The 20,388-nt window shown below is 56.7% G+C and carries 18 protein-coding genes; 2 read left to right on the top strand and 16 right to left on the bottom strand.

Going from position 1 to position 20,388, the window contains the following annotated elements; translation table 11 throughout:
- Positions 1–146: 146 nt before the first annotated feature.
- The 8 genes from LDN84_RS10050 to LDN84_RS10015 form a co-directional block, all read right to left on the bottom strand.
- Positions 147–1,478, bottom strand: a complete 1,332-nt coding sequence (locus tag LDN84_RS10050; RefSeq protein WP_223912010.1) for an OmpP1/FadL family transporter — start codon at positions 1,476–1,478, stop codon at positions 147–149.
- A gap of 100 nt (positions 1,479–1,578) precedes the next feature.
- Positions 1,579–2,217 carry a Rieske 2Fe-2S domain-containing protein gene (locus tag LDN84_RS10045; protein ID WP_223912007.1) on the bottom strand — a complete coding sequence of 213 codons (639 nt, stop codon included), beginning with the start codon at positions 2,215–2,217 and terminating at the stop codon, positions 1,579–1,581.
- 21 nt (positions 2,218–2,238) lie between these two features.
- The gene (locus tag LDN84_RS10040) at positions 2,239–3,060 is read right to left on the bottom strand and encodes a universal stress protein (RefSeq protein WP_223912004.1); all 822 of its coding nucleotides are present in this window, start codon (positions 3,058–3,060) and stop codon (positions 2,239–2,241) included.
- A 2-nt stretch (positions 3,061–3,062) separates the two neighbouring features.
- Positions 3,063–3,488: a hypothetical protein gene (locus LDN84_RS10035; protein ID WP_223912002.1), complete on the bottom strand. Its 426-nt coding sequence runs from the start codon at positions 3,486–3,488 to the stop codon at positions 3,063–3,065.
- Between the two features lie 12 nt (positions 3,489–3,500).
- A complete protein-coding gene (locus LDN84_RS10030) occupies positions 3,501–4,490 on the bottom strand; it encodes a sulfite exporter TauE/SafE family protein (RefSeq protein ID WP_223911999.1) in 990 nt (329 codons plus the stop codon).
- Positions 4,490–5,431: a dimethyl sulfoxide reductase anchor subunit family protein gene (locus LDN84_RS10025; RefSeq protein WP_223911996.1), complete on the bottom strand. Its 942-nt coding sequence runs from the start codon at positions 5,429–5,431 to the stop codon at positions 4,490–4,492. The genes LDN84_RS10030 and LDN84_RS10025 overlap by 1 nt, the downstream gene beginning before the upstream one ends.
- An 18-nt stretch (positions 5,432–5,449) precedes the next feature.
- A complete protein-coding gene (gene soeB, locus LDN84_RS10020) occupies positions 5,450–6,178 on the bottom strand; it encodes a sulfite dehydrogenase subunit SoeB (RefSeq protein ID WP_223911993.1) in 729 nt (242 codons plus the stop codon).
- Entirely contained in the window at positions 6,175–9,096 is a 2,922-nt protein-coding gene (locus LDN84_RS10015; protein WP_223911990.1) for a molybdopterin oxidoreductase family protein, read from the bottom strand. The genes soeB and LDN84_RS10015 overlap by 4 nt, the downstream gene beginning before the upstream one ends.
- Positions 9,097–9,349: 253 nt before the next feature.
- Here LDN84_RS10015 and LDN84_RS10010 point away from each other — a divergent pair, with 253 nt between their 5' ends.
- Positions 9,350–10,567, top strand: coding sequence for a GAF domain-containing sensor histidine kinase (locus tag LDN84_RS10010; RefSeq protein ID WP_223911987.1), 1,218 nt, complete (start codon positions 9,350–9,352; stop codon positions 10,565–10,567).
- Positions 10,564–11,241, top strand: a complete 678-nt coding sequence (locus LDN84_RS10005) for a response regulator (RefSeq protein WP_223911984.1) — start codon at positions 10,564–10,566, stop codon at positions 11,239–11,241. The genes LDN84_RS10010 and LDN84_RS10005 overlap by 4 nt, the downstream gene beginning before the upstream one ends.
- Before the next feature lie 187 nt (positions 11,242–11,428).
- On the opposite strand, the gene cobA is transcribed toward LDN84_RS10005, so the two are convergent.
- From cobA to dsrK, 8 genes are read right to left on the bottom strand one after another with little or no spacing between them, the layout of a single operon-like run.
- Entirely contained in the window at positions 11,429–12,223 is a 795-nt protein-coding gene (cobA, locus tag LDN84_RS10000; RefSeq protein WP_223911982.1) for a uroporphyrinogen-III C-methyltransferase, read from the bottom strand.
- Positions 12,220–12,591, bottom strand: a complete 372-nt coding sequence (locus LDN84_RS09995) for an iron-sulfur cluster biosynthesis family protein (RefSeq protein ID WP_223911979.1) — start codon at positions 12,589–12,591, stop codon at positions 12,220–12,222. The genes cobA and LDN84_RS09995 overlap by 4 nt, the downstream gene beginning before the upstream one ends.
- A 22-nt stretch (positions 12,592–12,613) precedes the next feature.
- Positions 12,614–14,368: a cobyrinic acid a,c-diamide synthase CobB gene (locus tag LDN84_RS09990; protein ID WP_223911976.1), complete on the bottom strand. Its 1,755-nt coding sequence runs from the start codon at positions 14,366–14,368 to the stop codon at positions 12,614–12,616.
- 13 nt (positions 14,369–14,381) lie between these two features.
- Positions 14,382–15,608 (bottom strand): NrfD/PsrC family molybdoenzyme membrane anchor subunit, encoded by a 1,227-nt coding sequence (gene nrfD, locus LDN84_RS09985; RefSeq protein ID WP_223911973.1) that lies wholly within the window; start codon positions 15,606–15,608, stop codon positions 14,382–14,384.
- A gap of 15 nt (positions 15,609–15,623) precedes the next feature.
- A complete protein-coding gene (dsrO, locus tag LDN84_RS09980) occupies positions 15,624–16,385 on the bottom strand; it encodes a sulfate reduction electron transfer complex DsrMKJOP subunit DsrO (RefSeq protein WP_223911970.1) in 762 nt (253 codons plus the stop codon).
- Positions 16,382–16,870: a hypothetical protein gene (locus tag LDN84_RS09975; RefSeq protein ID WP_223911967.1), complete on the bottom strand. Its 489-nt coding sequence runs from the start codon at positions 16,868–16,870 to the stop codon at positions 16,382–16,384. Before LDN84_RS09975 ends, dsrO begins: the two co-directional genes overlap by 4 nt.
- 12 nt (positions 16,871–16,882) lie before the next feature.
- Complete coding sequence (locus LDN84_RS09970) at positions 16,883–18,841, bottom strand: NAD(P)-binding protein (RefSeq protein ID WP_223911964.1); 1,959 nt, start codon at positions 18,839–18,841, stop codon at positions 16,883–16,885.
- A gap of 46 nt (positions 18,842–18,887) precedes the next feature.
- On the bottom strand, positions 18,888–20,381 hold the full coding sequence (gene dsrK, locus LDN84_RS09965; protein ID WP_223911961.1) for a sulfate reduction electron transfer complex DsrMKJOP subunit DsrK: 1,494 nt from the start codon (positions 20,379–20,381) through the stop codon (positions 18,888–18,890).
- Between the last annotated feature and the right edge of the window lie 7 nt (positions 20,382–20,388).

Here is a 20,388-nt window from a genome sequence, read left to right as displayed (position 1 = left end):
CACACGAATGAAGGGCCAAAATCTGCATAAAGATGCATGGCATTGTCACATAGGGCTTGGCCTCATTCGGCAACTGCGCTGCTGCCGCCGATCCGTGGGCAAGCTCAACCAAAGCATACAACCGCGGCCTTGGTCAAGCCAGACGATCAGAACCGATGGCTGTACATGAATTGCCAGTTGGTTTGCGCGTGTGAAATGGCCACACCAGAGCCACTGTTGACATTGACCGATGGGGCCATGGTGACCGACATATTGAAGTCCCCCGCTTTGGATACCTGGTAGCCCAGGCCCAGCGTGACGTGATCACGCACGGTGGCTGGAAACAAGGGGTTGACGAATTGATCCGGGATAGGGTTGTCGGCCAAATTGAGCCCGGCACGCAAAGTCAGCGCCTCATTGGCTTTCCAGGCCATGCCCAGATTCAGCACGGCCTGGTCTTTCCAATCTTGCTGCATGGCAAAGTTGACGGAGCCCCCCATTTGTGCACTGTCATAGCGCATTTTGAAACTCTTCATGGAGTCTGCCCAACCAATGTACTTCACGTCAGCAGCCAACAGCAGTGAAGGGGAAGCTTGCCAACTGGCCCCAACGGCCAAGACCGAAGGCATCTGAAAATCAATGACGGTGATTTTCCCGTTGTCCAGAAACCCAGGGGCACTGATGCTGGCGGCACTTGCGGCCGTTTCCATGTCGTTGAGCGATGACTTGAGCTGATAGGACGCGCCCATGGTGACATCTTGGTTGAGCTTGTAAGTCATGCCCAACGCTGCACCAAACCCAGTTGATTTTGCGGCACCGGTGAATTTGTTGTCATCGGAAAAACTGAGTCTTGCAGTTGGTGCACCCGCCAGTGCGGGCAAGGCAGCCGCCAGATTTCCAGTGGGAGCAATCCCCGAGGCCTGTGCCAAACCCGCCAACTGCGCCCCGGTGGCGGCCATCTGCAAGTCCAAGGAAGACCACATGAACTTGAAAGTGGCTCCCACGGTTAAATTCGGATTCACTTGGTAGGCCACCGGAAAGATTACATTTCCAACACCCAACTCAGATCTGGCAGGTAAACCGGTACCGCCCGCCATGAACGACGTTGCGTCATATTCCGTCCCCATTCCACCCTGCGCAAACATGCCCACACCATAGGTCAAGGCACCACTGCGGCGGGTGTAACCAAATGCCGGCATGATGTAAGAAGTGCCACCGGATTTGGCGGTCATCCCGCCAGCACTGCTGCTGACATCCGGCCCCAAAATCCCCAAAGCCACATCCAGACGTGCGGTACCGTCCGCCATCATGCCCAAGGTGGCCGGGTTTTGCGCCATGGCGGCATTGCCATGGTCAATGGCTTGTGACGCACCGCCCATGCCGGTGGAAATGGGGCCATAACCTTCCATCAACATGCCATTGGTGGCATGTGCCGCCCCAGCGGCCAGTAACGCGGCGCACAAGGGCGTAAAGTAAAAAAGTTGTCTGGATGCTTTCAATGTTGTCTCCGGTTGTTGTCATAAGGGAAGCGCGGTTTTTCACTCAAGGGTGATCGGTCAGGTCAAACAAAGCATCCGGTGGCGTTTTGGGGCGACAGCTTTACCAAAAAGCCAGCAAGCGACCTTTGACCACTTTGGACTCCATACGTTGGAGTCCGGTATGGCCTTTTTTGATGCAGTCGCCACTTTTGGCATCAAACTCCCATTGGTGTTTGGGGCAAGTCAGCGTGGTGCCCTTGACGGCCAATTGGGTGATGTCGGTGCTCTGGTGCGGGCAATGGCTGTCATACACTTGGTAGGTTTTTTTCTCGCGGTAGATGAACAAGCCGCGCCCGTCATGTTCGGTGCGCAAGACCTCGCCATCAGGCACATCTTTGCTCGCCATCACATCACGCCACTGGCCAACCGGCGGGGCCTTCTGCGTGATGACATCGGGCGCAAAACCGGGAATGTTCATGTCCAGAATAATGTCTACCGCCCAGGTGATCTTGGCCAGACCGAGCGCCGGAAAGGCCATCAGCAAGGCATCCAGCACCTCCATCGGGCTACAGCCCTCACGCAGTGCACGTCCCAGATACTGGCGAAAACCACGGTCGGTTTGTGAATGAACTTTGGTAATCACCGAGATCAGGTTGCGGGTCTTGGGATCCAGGTGTTTACCGGTTTCTTTCAAAAAAGCGAAGTAATGACCCAAAGTTTCCGGGCGGGTCTTGATCAAATAGTTCAGTGCATCACTCACAGTACAACTCCAATAAAAAATTTAAATATGCAAAACCATGACAGGGACATCCGCGAGCCCCATCACCTTTTGGGCCACGCCGCCAATCAGCGCACGGCCAATGCTGGCTTCGCCTCGGCCGCCCATCACCATAAGATCAGCTTGGCATGCCTCTCTGGCGGCAAAAATCTCGGTATAAGGCTTGCCCACCCTGACTTCACCTTGGGCGGCAACACCTTGCGCTTGCGCCAGCTTGAGCATCTCGGTAACAAAGGCATCGGCCTGAGCGCACAAGGTTTGTGCAGCCACCACACAAACCAGGTGTATGGGCAAAGCACATTGGGCAGCAACGGCTACCGCAATGGCCACAATCTGTTGCCCCTGTGCCGTGGCTTCAGCAGCCACCAAAACACGTTGCTGCCACATACGCGCCTGGCGCGGCACGATCAACACATGACAAGGTGCGTGCGTCACCACCTTGCTGACCATTTCACCCACCAGCAAATTGGCAAAAAAACTGCGCTTGCCACGCCGGCGAATGATGATCATGTCGCTGCCCAGCGCTTGGGCCTCAGCCACAATTTCCTGATAAGGCTCCTCACCGCGGCGCAAGCGCAAATCCATGTGGACCCCTTGCGCACTGGCTTGCTCACGCAACTGGATCATCTTGCTGGCGGCTTCGCGCTCTGCCTTCACCGCAATCTGAGGTGCCAATGCCTCATATTCAGGGTTGCTGACCAGCGGCAGCACCGCGGCCAGTGGCAACTGACAGCGTTGTGCCAACGCAAACGCCATGGCCTCGGCACCACTGTCGTAGTCGGTGTGCTCGGTTGCCAGCAGCAGGCGTGTAAATAGTTGAGTCATGCTCAGTGACCTCCTGTTAAAACACCGGATGCTGCCAGAAACAAGACCAACAAAATCACCGCACAAATACTGACGTAAACATAGTCCTTGCGTTTGGCATAAAGCACGATCACCCCGAACAATGGTGCGATTGAGCAACCAGACAACAAAGCAATACCAATCAAATTGGCAAAATCACCTTGACGGACCAGCGCCAGCCAACCCCAGCCTTTGGGACTGGCTGTACGTTGCAAATAGTCACTGACCGGCAAGCTCCACAGGTTGGGCAATTGATCCAGCGGCACGTGTGGAGTCCAAATACCCAGCACATAAGCGGCAAAACTCACGAGCAGCGCCAATACACCCAAGCGCGAGCACCAGTCGAGTAAAAACGCATAACGCAAGGCTTCAGCCTGCTGCGACTGATGATTTGTTGTTGAAGTGCTCATATCGGTAGGCCCTTAATTCCACACACCCAAACCTTTGAACAAGGCACGCAGGCCAGCAAACAGCAAAAGGCCAATCACCATCTTGCGAATGACCGAACCATTCAGCACATTCAGCAACTGCGCCCCAAGGCGTGCGCCCAGCATCATCCCGATGACAGAGGGAACGGCGATCATGGGAAGCACCGCACCTTCGTTCAGGTAGTACCAACTCGCCGAAGAGCTTGCCAGAGAAAGTATGAGTCCAGAGGTACCGGCGGCCACCTTCAGTGGTACCCCCATCAACAAGTTGAGCACGGGTACGTTTGCCCAGCCTGCACCAATACCAAACATGCCACCCAGTAACCCAATGCCCAAAAAAAGCAACAGTCCCAGAGGGGTTCGGTGTACCTGCCACTGATTAACCTGTCCAGAAGCTCCATCCGTAAAGATGCCATGAATACCAAGCGCCAGGGACAACCGATCAGGCTGAGCCACTTGTGGAAACTCTGATTTTTTTGACACCAGCATGAGTGTGACGATACCCAGCACCATCAACCCCAACGTTGTCTGAATGGCTGCTGGCGGCAGTGCCAGCCCCAACATGGCACCAAAGATGGAGCTGATACTGGCCATCAACGCCAATGGCAGGGTCAGCCGCAAACTGGATAGCCCGCCACGCAACAACATCGGCCCAGCAGCCAAGGCACTTGCCAATGCCACCAACAAACCAGCACCACGGACAAAGTCCAGGTGGAAAGGGAAAAACCCGCCAATGATGGGCACAAACAAAGTACCACCACCAATACCCGCAGGCACAGCCACAAGTCCAATCAAAAAACAGGTGACAAAAAGCGCCAGTGACCAAAACCACCACGGCATGTTGGAGAGAGGCCCGGCGCTGTCAGCGGCATGTGCAGGCATCGTCAGCAGCAGAAAAGCTGACGCAATAAACAACTTCCGGTACAAGCGTGCCATCCATAACAAGAACAAGAGTAAAGGCTGCTTGAGCATAGGAAATTTCATTAAGAAATGGTCTGGTAATACAGGTTTTGCGGATGATTGGCCTGCGCAAAAAAGAACCAGCGCTCGGCCAACAGCCCCATATACTGAATGACAAAAGTCATGATCAGTAGCACTGTTGAGGCGGCACTGACACCCATCGCCAAGCCCAGCAAAGGCAGCGGGAAAACCATCAGCAAAAACGCCCACTTGACCGAACGCAACATCTGTGCCGTGCGACCATGGAAGAACTCACGTGTGTTGAATGATCCCCCCATAAACCCTTGTGACTTTTGAACAATGCGTGGGTGTTTGATGCCAATGGCGCTTTGCAACGTGGATTTGGGCTTGAGCCGGGCATTACGCAGCAGCGACGCACTGCGCGTGACCCAGGCCAGGGCGGTACACACGGCCGCCGCCAGGGCATACGGCGTGACCAGCATGCTCATGCCCAGGCCTGCGGCCAGCAAAGTCGCCAGGGTCAACCCTGACGCACAACCCAGCAGAATGTAATTCACCAGCGTCAACGGACTGGCCCATTCCTGCAAAAACCGTATGGAGGCGTAGATCATGCCGGTGGCCACAAACAGGCCCAGACAAAGCAACACCGTCACAGCCCCTATCCAGCGCGTGGCACCCAAACCCAACCCATGTGCAGCGCCATAAACAGTCAGCCCCGCCATGAACAGCGGCAAGGCAATCACTTCACGCGACAACCAGGAGGTGCGCCACATGGCGGCTGAGCGCCAGGCGCGCTCCGGGTGTCCCAGGTGAAAAAACGAGGCCAGCAAGCCCAAACCGGTGAACAACAGCGCCACCAGTGTGGCCTTGGCCAAAAATGGCTGAAGTTCAGCAGCAGAAAGCGCCCCCCATCCACTGATTTCCGTGGCATAAAGTGTCAGGAAAAGCCCTTGGGCAGCACCGATCAGCGTGGTCAAAAAAATTACAGAAAAAGCAGGTTGCATAGTGAGTCTGGTTCAGTTTCAGGTAGCAAAGTCTTCACGACCCGGTTCGCGGTGGGCGTATTCGGGTTGTTTTCCGTCGAGCTTCAGTGGGTTGTCCACACGTTTCAGGTCTTCAGGGTGAATGCGCATTTCCGTCTTGCGCCGTGGCAGGTAGTGGTTGGAGGGGCGGGTTCCCCATTCAGGCATAAGCTGGTACCCCCCCCGCTCGGCAATGGCTTTGGAAACCACCGATTCGGGGTCATGCACATCACCAAACAAACGTGCATTGGCCGGACAAGCCAGGACACAGGAAGGTTTGCGCTCAGGCTCCGGCAACTTGGTATCGGTGACACGATCCACACACAGCGTGCACTTGGTCATAACCTTGCGCTCTTCATCAAACTCCCGTGCACCATAGGGGCAGGCCCAAGTGCAGTACTTGCAGCCAATACATTTGTCGTAATCCACCAGCACAATGCCGTCTTCGGCGCGTTTGTAGCTCGCCCCGGTGGGACATACAGGCACACAAGGCGGGTCTTCACAGTGCAAGCACGATTTGGGGAAGTGTACCGTTTGGGTATTGGGAAACTCCCCCACCTCAAAAGTTTGCACCCGGTTGAAAAACGTGCCGTTGGGGTCTGCACCATAGGGGTTCAGATCGGTCAGGGAACCGGCTGTGCCCGAGGTGTTCCATTGCTTGCAACTGGTCACACACGCATGGCAACCCACGCACACATTGAGGTCAATCACCAAAGCCAATTGCGTCATTTTTTGGCTCCCTTGCCTGCAAAATAGGCTTGCCAGCGTGGCAGCATCTGCTGCATGCCCGGCGCTGCCGACACCGTTTTGAATTGTGGAAAAGTTTGCTCAGGCTCGCCCTCGGCCGCCTTGTAAATGCGCACCCGCACGTCGTACCAAGCGGCCTGGCCGGTGATCGGGTCAGAGTTGGAGACCTTGGCTCCGCTGGAGTTCAAGGGCAGCTCTTCAGAGATCAGGTGGTTGAGCAAAAAGCCGCGTTGGGACTCATTGGCATCCGGGGTCAGGTTCCAGGCCCCACTGGATTTGCCAATGGCGTTCCAGGTCCAGACCGTGCCGGGCTCCACTGCCTCAGAGTAACGGCACATGCAGCGCACCTTGCCCCATTGCGATTCCACCCACATCCAGCCGCCATCGGCAATGCCTTGGGCCTGGGCGGTTTTGGGGTTGACCATCAGGTAGTTGTGCGTGTGGATTTGACGCAGCCAGGCGTTTTGCGAGTCCCATGAGTGGTACATCGCCATGGGTCGCTGGGTGATGGCGTTGAGCGGGTATTTGGCGATGTCGGTGGCCTGCTCTTCGAGCGGCGCGTAGTGAAACGGCAGCGGGTCAAAATAGGTTTCAACCCGTTTGCGCAAATTGTCTGGTGGCTGCTTGCCGACCCGTTTGCCCTGTGCGGCACGGCGAAAGCCTTGCAGAAATTCAGAGTAAATGTGAATGATCACCGGGTCTTTGTCGCGCCGGATGCCCACTTTTTGCGCCCACTCCATGTAACCCAGGTTCCAGTTGCGCATGTACTGGTGCTCGGGCGGAATGTGGTAGTGAAAAACACAGTTGTTCTTTTCGTACATTTCCCATTGCTTCGGGTTGGGCTCGCCGCGCATGGATTTTTCGCCACCCTTGCCGCGCCAACCGGCCAAAAAGCCAATGCCCGAGCCGGGTGCGGTTTCGTAGTTGACGATGAAGTCGGTGTAGCCCTTGAACTTGCGTGTGCCATCCGGGTGGGTAAAGGCGGGCAACTTGAGCCGGCTGGCCAGCTCCACCACCACCTCTTGAAACGGCTTGCATTGGCCCTTGGGGGCCACCACCGGAATCCGCACCGAGTCCACCGGCCCGTCGAATTCTGAAATCGGCCGGTCCAGCATCGACATGGTGTCGTGCCGCTCCAGGTAAGTGGTGTCGGGCAAGATCAGGTCGGCAAACGCGGTCATCTCTGACTGGAACGCATCACACACCACCAGGAAAGGAATCTTGTATTCGCCCGCCTTGTCACCATCCACATGCTTGTCGTTGAGCATGTGGCGCACCTCAGAGGTGTTCATGGTGGAGTTCCACGCCATGTTGGCCATGAAGATCAGCAAGGTGTCAATCGGGTACGGGTCACCGCGCCAGGCGTTGGTGATCACGTTTTGCATCAGGCCGTGGGCTGACAGCGGGTGTTCCCAAGAAAAGCCTTTGTCAATACGCACCGGTTGGCCCTGGTCGTCCACAAACAAATCGTCCGGGCTTTCCGGCCAGCCCAGCGGTGCGCCGTCCAGCGGAGTATTGGGTTTGACGGCTTGCGGCCCTTTGGGCGGACGCGCATTGGGCGGCACGGCACGCGGGTAAGGCGCTTTGTGACGAAAACCACCGGGCCGGTCAATCGTGCCCAGCAGCGACATCAAAATCGACAGCGAACGAATCGTTTGAAAGCCGTTGGAGTGTGCCGCCAGGCCGCGCATGGCATGAAAGGCCACCGGGTTGCCGGTGACAGTTTGGTGACGCTTGCCCCAGCAATCCGTCCAGGCAATTGGCAGCTCGATCTTTTGGTCGCGTGCGGTGATGCCCATCTCGTGGGCCAGGCGGCGAATGGTGTCGGCAGGAATACCGGTAATGTCTTCGGCCCATTCAGGCGTGTAGGGTTTGACACGCTCTTCCAGCAACTGGAAGGCGGGTACTGCGGCTGTGCCATCGGGCATTTTGAAATGCCCCAGCAGTGCCGGGTCCGCCCCCTCGGCATGGTCGGCCACGGCTTGGTCGGTATGGCGATCCCACCAATGGAAATTGGCCGGGCGTAATGGATTGGCAATGTCGCTGTCAGGCTTGCGCAGAAACATGCCGAACTCGTCGCTGCTGCAGTCCTGGTTGACCAGTTGACCGGCATTGGTGTAGCGGGCCAAAAACTCGCGGTCGTACAGGCCGAGCTTGATCAGTTCGTGGATCAGGGCCAGAAACAAGGCCCCATCAGTGCCCGGCTTGATCGGAATCCATTCGTCCGCAATGGCCGAGTAACCAGTACGCACCGGGTTGATCGAGACAAAGCGCCCTCCCCCGCGTTTGAACTTGGAGAGCTCGCGCTTCATCGGGTTGGAGTGGTGGTCTTCGGCCGTGCCAATCATCACGAACAGCTTGGCCCGCTCCAGATCGGGGCCACCAAATTCCCAGAACGAGCCACCAATGGTGTAGATCATGCCCGCAGCCATGTTGACCGAGCAAAAACCACCGTGAGCAGCGTAATTGGGTGTACCGAACTGGCGGGCAAACAGGCCGGTCAACGCCTGCATCTGGTCGCGCCCGGTGAACAGGGCAAACTTTTTGGGGTCGGTGGCACGCAGGTGTTTGAGCCGCTCTTCCAGCATGGCAAAAGCGGCATCCCACTCAATTTCTTCAAATTGCCCGTCACCACGTTCACTGCCGGGTTTGCGCAGCAAGGGTTTGGTCAAACGCGCAGGCGAATACTGCTTCATGATGCCCGAAGAGCCTTTGGCGCAAATCACGCCTTGGTTCAACGGGTGATCGGGGTTGCCTTCGATGTAGCGCACCTCACCGTTGCGCAGATGCACGCGGATGCCGCAGCGGCAAGCGCACATGTAGCAGGTAGTGGTGCGCGTCTCAACGGTGGCATCGGCCAGCGGCGGGCTCAAGGGGTCGTGAATCGGTGTGGCAGACATGCGGTGGGTGCTTTTATTTCACTGGATCAGTCAACATACGGGAAGCTGCAAGTTGTACCAACGAATTGTGTCCATACAGAACTTGCAAAGTGACCCTATTACAAGCAAGGACTCACCGTGCGTCTATCACCGACAAGGGTGATTGGAAGTAGCCCAAATGGGTAGCATCTTCAAAATATGTTGTCAAACCTCGGGTTTTCCCAATACATAAGTCTTTCGTAATGTCTTACGATGAAGCAAATCGATTCACCGTATGACTGTCGTAACCACCCACCCTGCCGCCCTGCCCAACCAATCCTCTTTTGAATCTGAACTGGTGGCCAGCATGCTGGCCTGCAACCTGGCCAAGCCTGAAGATTTAGAAGCCTTATTGGGCCGCTTTTTAAACTCGATCATTCCCTTGGCCGGTGCGCAAGGCGGTGCTGTACGGGTGCTGACAGACGACGGCAAATCCATGCGTCTGGTCGCTCAACAGGGCTTGCCCGACGATGTGGTGCAAACCGAGCGTCTGGTGGATCGCCAGTGTGGCGTGTGCGGCAGTTCAGCCAGCTCCGATGTACTGACCTGGGTGGATGATTTGTCTGGCTGTGCCCAGCACGGCAGAACCCGCTATTTTGGGCTGCAATGCAAGAGCATGCTGGCCATCTCATTGCCCCATGGGCAAGCCATTCTGGGGATTTACAACCTGTTTTTTGATAGCAACCGACCTGTCGATGTCCCTATCCAGACCCTGCTGAGACTGGTCGGACAGTTGCTCGGTTTGACGCTGCACAACGCGCGTATTGAACGCGAACGGCTGAGAGTGACCGTCTTGAAAGAGCGTCAGGAAATGGTCAATGAAATGCATGATGCACTGGCGCAGACCTTGGCCTATGCGCGTATGCGCCTGCCACTGCTCAGTGATGCCATCGTGGCACACGATGAGCCCCATGCACTGAAATACCTGGCTGATTTGAGAACCGCTGTCACAGAAGTACACGACAACCTGCGTGAGATCATGACCTACTTTCGTACACGGATGGACCCACTGGGCCTCTTGCATGCGCTGGGAACGATCTCGGACAGTTTCTTTAGCAAAAACGCCATCGCCCTGGAAATTCGCAACACCGTGCCCAACCTGAATCTGAGTGATGAACAAGAGGTGCAGGTGTTCTACATCATCCAGGAAGCCTTGGCCAACATCGCCAAACACTCCATGGCGCGCCATGCCGTGGTGGTGATCAGCTCAACACCTCAACACCTTGAATTCCTCATTGAAGATGATGGTCTGGGCATGGATGAGCCTTCTGTAGCCACCATCGTCACGTCTGCCCGGCCCTTGGTTCCTTCGACTCATTTTGGACTGGACATCATGCAAAGCCGGGCCCATCGGCTCGGTGGCCGGTTGGAAGTTGGCAGCAAAGACAGCGTGGGAACCCGCGTGCGCCTGCGAATTCCCCACCAGACTCCTTCAGCCAAGGTGATGTCATGACCCAGCCAACCCGCATCATGCTGGTGGATGACCACTCCCTGTGCCGCAGTGGTTTGACCGAACTTCTGGAACATCGCGGGGGCATGTCAGTGGTCACCGCCACCGGCAACCCAGATCTGGTGGTGCCGCTGTTGCGCGAGCACCAACCCGATTTGCTGGTGCTTGATTTACGCCTGGCCCAAACCGATGGCCTGAGTGTGCTGCGCATGATTCGCGCTGAAGGCTGTGACACGCCGGTGGTCATCCTGACCATGAGCGACAGCGAAGACGACATGTCGGCCGCCCTGCGTGCTGGCGTCAAAGGCTACCTGCTCAAAGACATGGAGCCCGAAGAAGTGATTGATGCCATTGCTCGCGCAGCCCGGGGTGAAATGGTGGTGGCCTCGGCCATGATGCTGAAGTTTGCCCAAATTCTGCAAACCGGCCCCAAAGGCTCCGCCATGGGTGACCTGGTCGCCACCCTGACCGAGCGCGAACGCCAGGTGCTCGACCATGTGGCCAGCGGCCAAAGCAACAAGGTGATTGCCAAAGCGCTGGACATCAGCCACAACACCGTCAAACTGCATGTGCGCCACATCATGGACAAGCTCAACCTGCGCTCACGGGTGGAAGCCGCAGTGTTCTCGTTTGAATACCGCAGCTCGCCGGACAAACCCAAAAACCATTTGTCTTGAGCACACGGATGGGGCTATAAGTTTTATAGCTGCTTGCGCTTGATTGACAAGGGCTAGAGGCCAAAATCTTATAAACCTCAAGGCAGATCAACGGCCTACTCCAACGCAATCCATTCAACACAGCTACAACTTCAATAGCATCCAGCGCTTACTGATCAAGCGCTAGAGGCTAAATTTTTATAAATTTTTAAACCAAGGCAACGACCTGCGCGTCAGGATGAAACCAGGCCAGCTCCTGGTGCAGCTTGACCACTTCACCAATGATGGTCAGGCAAGGTGATTTCAGCTTGGCTTGGGCCACGCGCTCAGCCATATTGGCCAAAGTGCCGGTGACCACCTTCTGGGTGGGCAGGCTGCCGTCTTGCACCACGGCAATGGGCAAATCCGGCGACGCACCATGGGCCACCAACTGGCGGCAGATTTCGGGCAAACCGCCCAGGCCCATGTAAATCACCACGGTTTGATTCAACCTGACCAGGCTGGGCCAGTCCAGATCCGCCGTGCCGTCTTTCAGATGGCCGGTGACAAACATGCAGCATTGCGCGTAGTCACGGTGCGTCAGCGGAATACCTGAATAGCTTGACACCCCTGAAGCTGCCGTCACCCCTGGCACCACCTCAAAGGCCACACCAGAGGCAGCCAGCGTTTGCATTTCTTCACCACCCCGGCCAAAAATGAACGGGTCACCCCCTTTGAGACGCACCACTTGTTTGCCCTCGCGGGCCAATTTAACAATCAACGCGTTGATCTGTTCCTGGCGCAAGGTGTGTTCATTGCGCCGTTTGCCCGCATAAATGCGCTCAGCCGCCGGCGACACAAACTCAAGCACGCCCGGCGACACCAGGTTGTCATAGACGATGACATCGGCTTTTTGCAGCAGGCGTACCGCCCGCAGCGTCAGCAACTCAGGGTCACCCGGGCCCGCGCCCACCAGGTAAACGCGGCCCCCTTCGGAGGGCAGGTGTTTGACATCAGCTTTCAATGGGTTGCTCCTTTGCTGCTGCAGCTGCCACAGCCACCACTGCCACAGCCCCCGGTGGTGACACCCTGGCTGCCACAGGCAGGATGGCTGCTGGGAATGAAGACAAAGTTGAATTCGCCCGGATTCAACTCAACAAAATCCAGCACAGTGTCCAACAACAGCACCTGGGATTCGTCGTTGATGACCACGGCCACACCTTCCAGATCGAGCTTCATGTCTTCATCTTGCGGGTCATCGAAGCCCATGCCGTAGTGCAATTCACCGTCGGCATCTTTTTTGGCCGCAATCCGCAAGGCCATTTCCACAGCACCGCTGGCTTGAGCCGCTTGCTGGATTTGCGCAGCCGCAGCAGGGGTTAAATTAAACATAGGGTGAACTCCTGTTGATCCATTAATGTTCGCCTTTGGTCTTGAGCAGACCAGCCAGGCGATTACCTTGCTTTTGCGGCCCCCCCACGGGGAACAGCGTATGTAAGTGGTGGTTGTTGCCCAACTCAGTTCCCCAGATTTGGGCAAAGTGCCAGATCATGGCGCGCACCTGGGCTTGCACCCGGTGCTCTTCAAAATAGGCACGCAAATACGCAATCACTTGCCAATGGGCTTCGGTCAGGGTCAGGTTTTCGGCTTCTGCCTGAACGCGGACAAAGTCCTCACTCCAGTCGTCCAGGTTTTTCAGATAACCCTCGGAATCCGTGGCAATCGGTTGACCGTTGACCAATACAGTGCGTTCACCAATGGATGAATGCGATGAATTTGACATTTTGATTTTTCGAACAAAGTTGACAAACTGCCCGGCCCATTCAGACCCTGCACCACCGCGAAGATGCGCATAAGAAGCCAGCACATTGCGGTACACCAGGCCATCCTGCTGGCCATCAATGCCATAACCACGCAACACCTTGTAGGCAAACTTGGCATCGGGCGGAATGTTTTCCAGGCTGGAATAGTGAAACTCGTGGCCTTGCAGCGTGTGCGCTGGTGCACTGCCTGCTTCCACCCAGGGGGCATCGGCGGTGGTTTGCAAGCGAACATAACCACGCCCAACCGGACGCTCGTGCATCAGCACATCCACCGGCAAGGCTCCCACCATGTCAGCCACGGTGTCTTTCCAGCGCAGGGTACGGGCCAGGTACATCAGCCCGCCGCACTCGGCATAGACCGGCAGGCCAGCTTCAATCGCTTGCCGAATCGCCTGGCGCATGGCCTGGTTGGTTTGTAACTCGGTCATGAAGACTTCAGGGAAACCACCGCCAATGAACAAGCCATCGACCTCTGGCAATTGCGCGTCTTGCAAGGCATTGATCGGCACCAGCTCGGCACCGGCTGCTTGCAGAGCCAGCAAATCGTCCGGGTAGTAAAAACCAAACGCCTTGTCTTGCACTATGCCCACACGCAGGGCCGGGCTGCGTTTGCCCTCTGACAACGGCAAAGCAGGTGATGCCGCTGTGGGTGTAGCCAAGGGGGCGACACTCTGCGCCAATTGCACGATGCGGGCCAAATCCACTTGCTCGGCCACACGCTGACCAATGGTGCACACATGCTGCGCGGCATCGTCGGTTTCCTGGTTCGGCATCAAACCCAAATGACGCTCAACCAAGGCCAGTTGCGGGTCATGGGCAATGGCGCCCAAGACGCTGACATCGGTGTAATGCTCAATCACCGCGCGCAATTTGGCTTCGTGGCGGCTGCCGCCGAGCTGGTTCAGGATGACACCGGCAATACGGATGCGCTTGTCAAAAGCCTGGTAACCCAAGATCAGCGGAGCAATACCGCGTGTCATGCCGCGTGCGTCGAGCACCAGCACCACCGGCAAGTCCAACAACTGGGCCAGTGCTGCATTGCTGTTGCTGCCATCCAGGGCCAGGCCGTCGTACAAGCCTTTGTTGCCTTCCACCAGACTGATGTCTGCCAGCGCAGCATGGCGGGTAAAACTCGCCGTGATCTGCTCGGCGCTGGTCAGATACGGATCCAGATTGAAGCAAGGCCGTCCGCTGGCCTGGGCCAGCCACATCGGGTCAATGTAGTCCGGCCCTTTTTTGAAGGCTTGCACGCTCAGCCCCTGGGCTGTCAAGGCCGCACACAAGCCAATGCTGATCGTCGTTTTGCCAGAAGACTTGTGGGCAGCAGAAACCAGAAAGCGTGACATGGCGGCCCCTCACTCAGGCGGCAGAATGGGCTGAATGTGCTGCACTGTGCGGGGCAAACGCCGCATCATCCAGTCGCTCCGGCAAAAAGCCGATGACCTTGAGCGCCAGCATCACCATCAGCCCGGTGGCGGCCACACCACTCAAGCCCAGCAACCATTCCGGCAGGCTGGAAGCATAGTTGGCCGTGACACCATCAAAGAAACTGCTGCTCACCTGGTAGCCGGGGAACAGCACCAAACCAAACGCCTGACCACCAATGATGGTGACATACATTTGCGCCAAGCCCCCCAACATCACCAAGCCAGCACTGGCCGCCACCCGGCCACGCAAGGCCCCAATCTGGGGGTGCAGCAACATCACCAGCGGCACCACACAGCCCAACACCATTTGCCCCAACCAGAACAGGGTGGTGTAGATGCCACCTTCAAGCAAGATGAAGCGCTCAAAGTCGTGGTGTTTGGTGAAGTACAGGTTGGTCAGGTGGTAAACCAGCACAAAGTAAAACCCGGCAGCAATAAAAATCACCTGCAAACGTGCCAAACGGGCTACCAAGGCATCGCCCAAAGGCCGATCCCCGGCGTGGCAAGCCAGTATGAGTACCCAGATGAACACGGCCAGACCGTAGCTCAGAGAAATGGCAATGAACAGCGGGGCCAGCAAGGCCGAGTCATAAGCCTGGCGGGCCACCAGAAAACCAAAAATCGAACCGGTGCCGGTGGTGAGGGCCATGCGCCAGACAAAGGCGAAAAAACCAGCCAATGGCGTGAAGTGGTTCATGCGCCGCTCCAGCATGGTCCACAAATAGGCCACCACAAAGCCCACAAAGCCAGAATACAAAAAGATATTCATGGCAAAAATTGACTTGAAATTCATATGGGTCAGGGTCACGATCAAGCGGTCTGGCCGCCCCAAATCGAGCATCAACACCATCAAACCGCCAACCAGCAAGGCCATCGCCAACACTCCAGACAGCGGGGCCAAAGGTTTGAATTCGGTCTTGCCAAACACCGAGGCCATCGAGGCCACATTCAGTGCCCCCGATGCCGCCACCACCAGAAACACGGCAAACACATGCGGCAAGCCCCAAACCACCTGGTTGCTCATGCCGGTCACGATGTGGCCGTGGTGCTCCATGTAGCCCACGGCGCCCAGGCCCAGCAGCAGCATGAAACCAAAACCAGCCAGCAAGGCATTGAAGCCAAAACCGGTGTCTTTCAAAGGGCGCAAAACAAATTTCATGGCCAAGGTCTTTCTTCAAATGCCGCTGTACCGCACGCCGGTGTTCAAGTTGAGGTCTTCCCGGATTTGCCGTGACGGGTAGCTGGCCACACGTTTGGCAATGTCGCTCTCAGGGTTGTTCAGGTCACCAAACAGAATGGCGCCGTGCTCTGCTTCGGCACACGCGGTGACACAGGCGGGCATTTCACCGCGATCCACCTTGTGCACACACAGGGTGCAGCCTTCCACCGTGCCCATACCCCGTGGCACATCGGCCTTTTGGTCATGCAGGGGCTCATGCACAAACGAGCGAGCCTTGTAGGGGCAGGCCATCACGCAGTAGCGGCAACCAATACATATGTGCTTGTCCACCAGCACAATACCGTCGGCCCGTTTGAATGAGGCTCCGGTGGGGCACACATCCACACAGGGGGGCTCGGCACAATGCTGGCACATCATCGGCAGCGACTGGGTCTTGCCGGTGCGAATTTCCTTGATCTCGATCTTGCGAATCCACTGCGAATCGGTGGGTAGCTTGCCACCTGACAGGCCGTTTTCAGTGTTGCAAGCGGTGACACAGGCGGTGCATCCGCTGGCGCATTTGCTGCTGTCAATCAACATGCCCCAGCGCACCTGTCTGCTGGCACCGGTTGCGGCAGTGAGTGGCGCGGCCTGGGCAATTTCTATCAGGCGAACGCCAGGAGCCAGCATCACACCCGCCAAACCAGCCGCAGCAACGCCCAAAAAGCCACGCCGACTTGGCACAAGGGCACTCCGTGTGTTTTGATCATGACTCATGGCTTGGCCTTTTCCTGAACCAGCATCTGCTGCATTTGTGCAATCTGGGCTTGACCCACGCCCGCAGGCTGTTGCGCCAAGCCGGATGGCACCTCTTTCACCGCCGGTTTGTTGGCATGGCACTCAAAACAATCGATCTTGACGGCCGCATACGTATGGCAACTCTGGCAAAAATCACCAGCCGACGCATTGACACTTTGGGTGCTCTGGCTGGCATGGCATGACACACAGGCTTTGAGCGAGTATTTGCCTGTGCGCACACCGCCACGCAAGGTGTCGTCGCGCTGGTGTTTCAGCAGCTTCATGTGGTTACGCCGCATGAAAGCCGCGTCTTCCACACACTGCCCTCCCCTGGCCTTTTCAATCAGAGGTTGCAGTCCTTGAGGCTTACCAGCCGATGCGGCAGCACCCTGGGCCGCAGCGATCATGCTGGCCGTCAAAACAAGCCCGACACAGGCTGCCTGCCACCATCGAGCGCATGTCATCCCAAGCATGGGTCAGTCCCCCAAGCCCATCTGGATGTAGCCGGTTGGGCAGACATCCGCGCAAATGTGGCAGCCAATACATTTGCTGTAGTCGGTGTCCACATAACGCCCGGTGGTAGCTTTGGCCTTGGGCACTTTGAACACCGCCGTTTGCGGGCAATACACCACGCAGTTGTCACACTCAAAACACTGACCACAACTCATGCAGCGTTTGGCCTCTGCCTGGGCCTGTGACTCCAGCAAGGGTTGCAGACGCTCATCAAAATTGTTCAGTGCCTCTTGTGCCGTCAAGGACACAATGCCGCGTTTATTGCGCGGGGCAAAGGGGAAATGCCCCAGAAACAGCTCTTTGTGGGAGATCACATAGCGGTCTGAGCGATTGTCATAGTTGTGAATGGCCGCCGTGCTCTTGTCCGTACCACGGGTGGGCTCATGCACCTCGGTGAACGTCAAACCTTTCTCCAGCATCTTGCGCTTGAGGTCAAACGCATGCACATCAATCTTGGGGCGTTTTTCCAGTGCCTCGCTGTGCAGAAAGCGGTCAATGCCATCGGCCGCAATGGCCCCATGACCAATGGCGGTGGTCAGCAAATGGGGGCGAACCACATCACCACCGACAAAGAAACCGGCTTGCCCTTGCACCTGGTAATTCTTGTCAGAGTTGATGGCACCTTTGCCGTTGTTGAATTCTTCAAGACCGGTAAAGTCCACGGTTTGGCCAATGGCAGATACGATCAGATCGGCCGGAATGTCTTCTTCAGTGCCCTCCACGTTTTTGATCTCCAGGCGGCCCCCCACCATCTTGGCTTCGCAGCGCATGATGCGCAAAGCCACCGCACGGCCATCTTCACCCCGGATCACCGCCACAGGAGCCATACCGCCCCGGATGGTGATGCCTTCAGACAAGGCGTGCTCGACCTCGTGTTTGGAGGCTTGCATCTTGTCAATGGCAAAAACCGTGGTCAAAGTGACCTCTGCACCTTGACGAACCGAGGCCTCAGCCACGTCATGCGCCACATGGCCGGCAATCGCATGCTCAGGGCGATCTGACTCATTTACCTTGTCGATATGGCCCAAGCGACGTGCCACCGTGGCCACGTCAATCGAGGTGTCGCCGCCGCCAATCACCACCACCCGTTTGCCCACATGGCGCAGGCGGCCATCGTTGAACGCTTTCAGGAATGAAGTGGCTGTGACGCAGTTCGGCGCATCCGCCCCCTCCACAGCCAAGGCGCGGCCCGCCTGAGCTCCCAAGCCCAAAAACACGGCATCAAAATCCTCACGAATCTGCGCCATGGTGATGTCGGTACCAATGCGGCAATTCATGCGGGCCACTACACCCAGATCCAGAATACGCGCAATTTCAGCGTCCAGCACATCCCGTGGTGTGCGGAAACCGGGAATACCGTAGCGCATCATGCCGCCCAATTCGGCCCGCTCGTCAAAAATGGTGACCGAGTGGCCTTTCAAGGCGAGTTGGTACGCAGCCGACATACCGGCGGGGCCACCACCAATCACGGCCACAGTTTTGCCACTGAGTTGTTCCGGCTTCTTGAACGCCAGCTTGTTCTTGATGGCGTAGTCACCCAGAAAGTGCTCCACCGAGTTGATGCCGACAAAGTCTTCCACCTGGTTGCGGTTGCAGCCCGATTCACACGGTGCAGGGCAGACACGGCCCATCACGGAAGGAAATGGGTTGGCTTCGGTCAGGCGGCGAAAGGCGTATTCTTGCCAGACCATGCCTGCGGGTGGTTTTTCAACCCCGCGAACAATGTTCAGATAGCCGCGAATATCCTCACCGGCCGGGCAACTGCCTTGGCATGGGGGCGTGCTTTGAATGTAAGTCGGGCATTTGTGAGAGTGCCCGGCATCAAAAATTTGCGCCTGCCAGGTTTTGACTTTGGATTCACCGTCTTTAAAACGACGAAACGTGAGGGGTTTGACTTCGATGGCTTCGGGGGTCGCAGACATGTTGGAATCTCCTGGTTTTTTGTGCTTTAAGGGCTGAAAGACGGGGCTATTTGTCGCCCAGACGAATGGCCTTGCTGACCAATTGGTGGACACCGCCCACCATGCTCATGTTGAATCCGTAATACGGCAGAACCTTGGTGAACTGGGCTTTGCAAATGGCACAGATCGTGGCCATGAAGTTCACACCGTGGTCGTCCACCACATGTTTGAGGGACTCCATCCGGGGCAATGCACCCTTGACACGCAATTCCATCAAGTCATCGGTCAACAGGCCACCACCACCACCGCAGCAAAAGGTGCTCTCGTGAATGGTTTCATGGGCCATGTCATGAAAATGATTGGCCACCGAGGTGATGATGCGCCGGGGAATCACAAACTGCCCACCCGGCATGTCGCCCATGCGTGAACCCCGCGCGACGTTGCATGAATCATGGAAAGTAATGATGCGGTTGTCGTTGGCTTCCTTGTCAAACTGCAGCGCACCGCGTTGAATCAGGTCATCAGTGAACTCACAAATGTGCTGGGGCACCGGGTAGCGCTGATCCAGGTAATCAAACGGGCCAATCAAGGTATTCCAGAAGCTGTAGGCCACACGCCAGGCGTGACCACATTCACCCACCACAATGCGTTTGACACCGAGCTCCAGCGCGGCCTCTTTGACCCGCATGGAAATGTTGCGCATTTGCTCATAATTGCCAATGAACATGCCAAAGTTGCCGGCCTCGGAGGCATGTGAACTCAGCGTCCAACTGATGCCAGCGGCGTGAAACACCTTGGCATAACCGATCAGGCTCTCGACATGAGGTTCTGAGAAGAAGTCTGCTGATGGCGTGATCAGCAGCACTTCTGCGCCCTTCACATCAATCGGGAACTTGACATCCACACCGGTGTCGTCCTTGACATCTTCTTCAAGACCTTCAAGGGTGTTGAGCAAGGCCGGGCCGGGTAGCCCCAAGTTGTTGCCGATGCGGTGCACCTTGCCAATGATTTCATTGGAATATTTTTGCCCCAGGCCCACCGAGTCCATGATTTCACGGGCTGCCATGGTGACTTCAGCGGTGTCAATGCCATACGGGCAGAACACTGAACAGCGGCGGCACTCGGAACACTGGTTGAAGTAGCTGTACCACTCGTCCAGCACCTCGCGGGTGAGGTCAACCGCGCCGACCAGTTTGGGGAAATATTTGCCAGCAAAAGTGAAATAGCGGCGGTAAATTTTGCGCATCAAATCCTGGCGCGCCACTGGCATGTTTTTGGGATCAGCCGAGCCCAAAAAGTAATGACATTTGTCGGAGCAGGCCCCGCAATGGACACAGGCATCCATGTAAACCTGAAGCGAGCGGTATTTGCCCAGCATTTCGCCCATCTTGGCGATCACTTTGTCTTGCCAGTCTTCCACCAAGCCCTCGGGAAAACCCAGGGCTTTCTGGATGGGGCCAGCAGCCGGGAACGACTTGATATGCGACATGGCCCCGACTTGCACCAGGGGAATGACCGGATAACTCTTCAGCTTGGGGGTTTCAAATGCAGCGGTGGCCATGGTATGA

It is taken from the genome of Rhodoferax lithotrophicus (assembly GCF_019973615.1).
Classification (GTDB): Bacteria; Pseudomonadota; Gammaproteobacteria; order Burkholderiales; family Burkholderiaceae_C; genus Rhodoferax; species Rhodoferax lithotrophicus.
Note: the sequence above shows the minus strand (reverse complement) of the source record. Positions and strands in the feature narration are given on the sequence as shown.

What these genes read in the sequence shown, in the direction of transcription:
- LDN84_RS09970 (WP_223911964.1), bottom strand. Translation starts at nt 18,841, where the DNA reads ATGTCTGCGACCCCCGAAGCCATCGAAGTCAAACCCCTCACGTTTCGT.
- nrfD (WP_223911973.1), bottom strand. Translation starts at nt 15,608, where the DNA reads ATGAAATTTGTTTTGCGCCCTTTGAAAGACACCGGTTTTGGCTTCAAT.
- LDN84_RS10040 (WP_223912004.1), bottom strand. Translation starts at nt 3,060, where the DNA reads ATGACTCAACTATTTACACGCCTGCTGCTGGCAACCGAGCACACCGAC.
- LDN84_RS09995 (WP_223911979.1), bottom strand. Translation starts at nt 12,591, where the DNA reads ATGTTTAATTTAACCCCTGCTGCGGCTGCGCAAATCCAGCAAGCGGCT.
- LDN84_RS10010 (WP_223911987.1), top strand. Translation starts at nt 9,350, where the DNA reads ATGACTGTCGTAACCACCCACCCTGCCGCCCTGCCCAACCAATCCTCT.
- LDN84_RS10005 (WP_223911984.1), top strand. Translation starts at nt 10,564, where the DNA reads ATGACCCAGCCAACCCGCATCATGCTGGTGGATGACCACTCCCTGTGC.
- LDN84_RS10015 (WP_223911990.1), bottom strand. Translation starts at nt 9,096, where the DNA reads ATGTCTGCCACACCGATTCACGACCCCTTGAGCCCGCCGCTGGCCGAT.
- soeB (WP_223911993.1), bottom strand. Translation starts at nt 6,178, where the DNA reads ATGACGCAATTGGCTTTGGTGATTGACCTCAATGTGTGCGTGGGTTGC.
- LDN84_RS10035 (WP_223912002.1), bottom strand. Translation starts at nt 3,488, where the DNA reads ATGAGCACTTCAACAACAAATCATCAGTCGCAGCAGGCTGAAGCCTTG.
- LDN84_RS10025 (WP_223911996.1), bottom strand. Translation starts at nt 5,431, where the DNA reads ATGCAACCTGCTTTTTCTGTAATTTTTTTGACCACGCTGATCGGTGCT.
- dsrO (WP_223911970.1), bottom strand. Translation starts at nt 16,385, where the DNA reads ATGAGTCATGATCAAAACACACGGAGTGCCCTTGTGCCAAGTCGGCGT.
- dsrK (WP_223911961.1), bottom strand. Translation starts at nt 20,381, where the DNA reads ATGGCCACCGCTGCATTTGAAACCCCCAAGCTGAAGAGTTATCCGGTC.
- LDN84_RS09990 (WP_223911976.1), bottom strand. Translation starts at nt 14,368, where the DNA reads ATGTCACGCTTTCTGGTTTCTGCTGCCCACAAGTCTTCTGGCAAAACG.
- LDN84_RS10030 (WP_223911999.1), bottom strand. Translation starts at nt 4,490, where the DNA reads ATGAAATTTCCTATGCTCAAGCAGCCTTTACTCTTGTTCTTGTTATGG.
- LDN84_RS09975 (WP_223911967.1), bottom strand. Translation starts at nt 16,870, where the DNA reads ATGACATGCGCTCGATGGTGGCAGGCAGCCTGTGTCGGGCTTGTTTTG.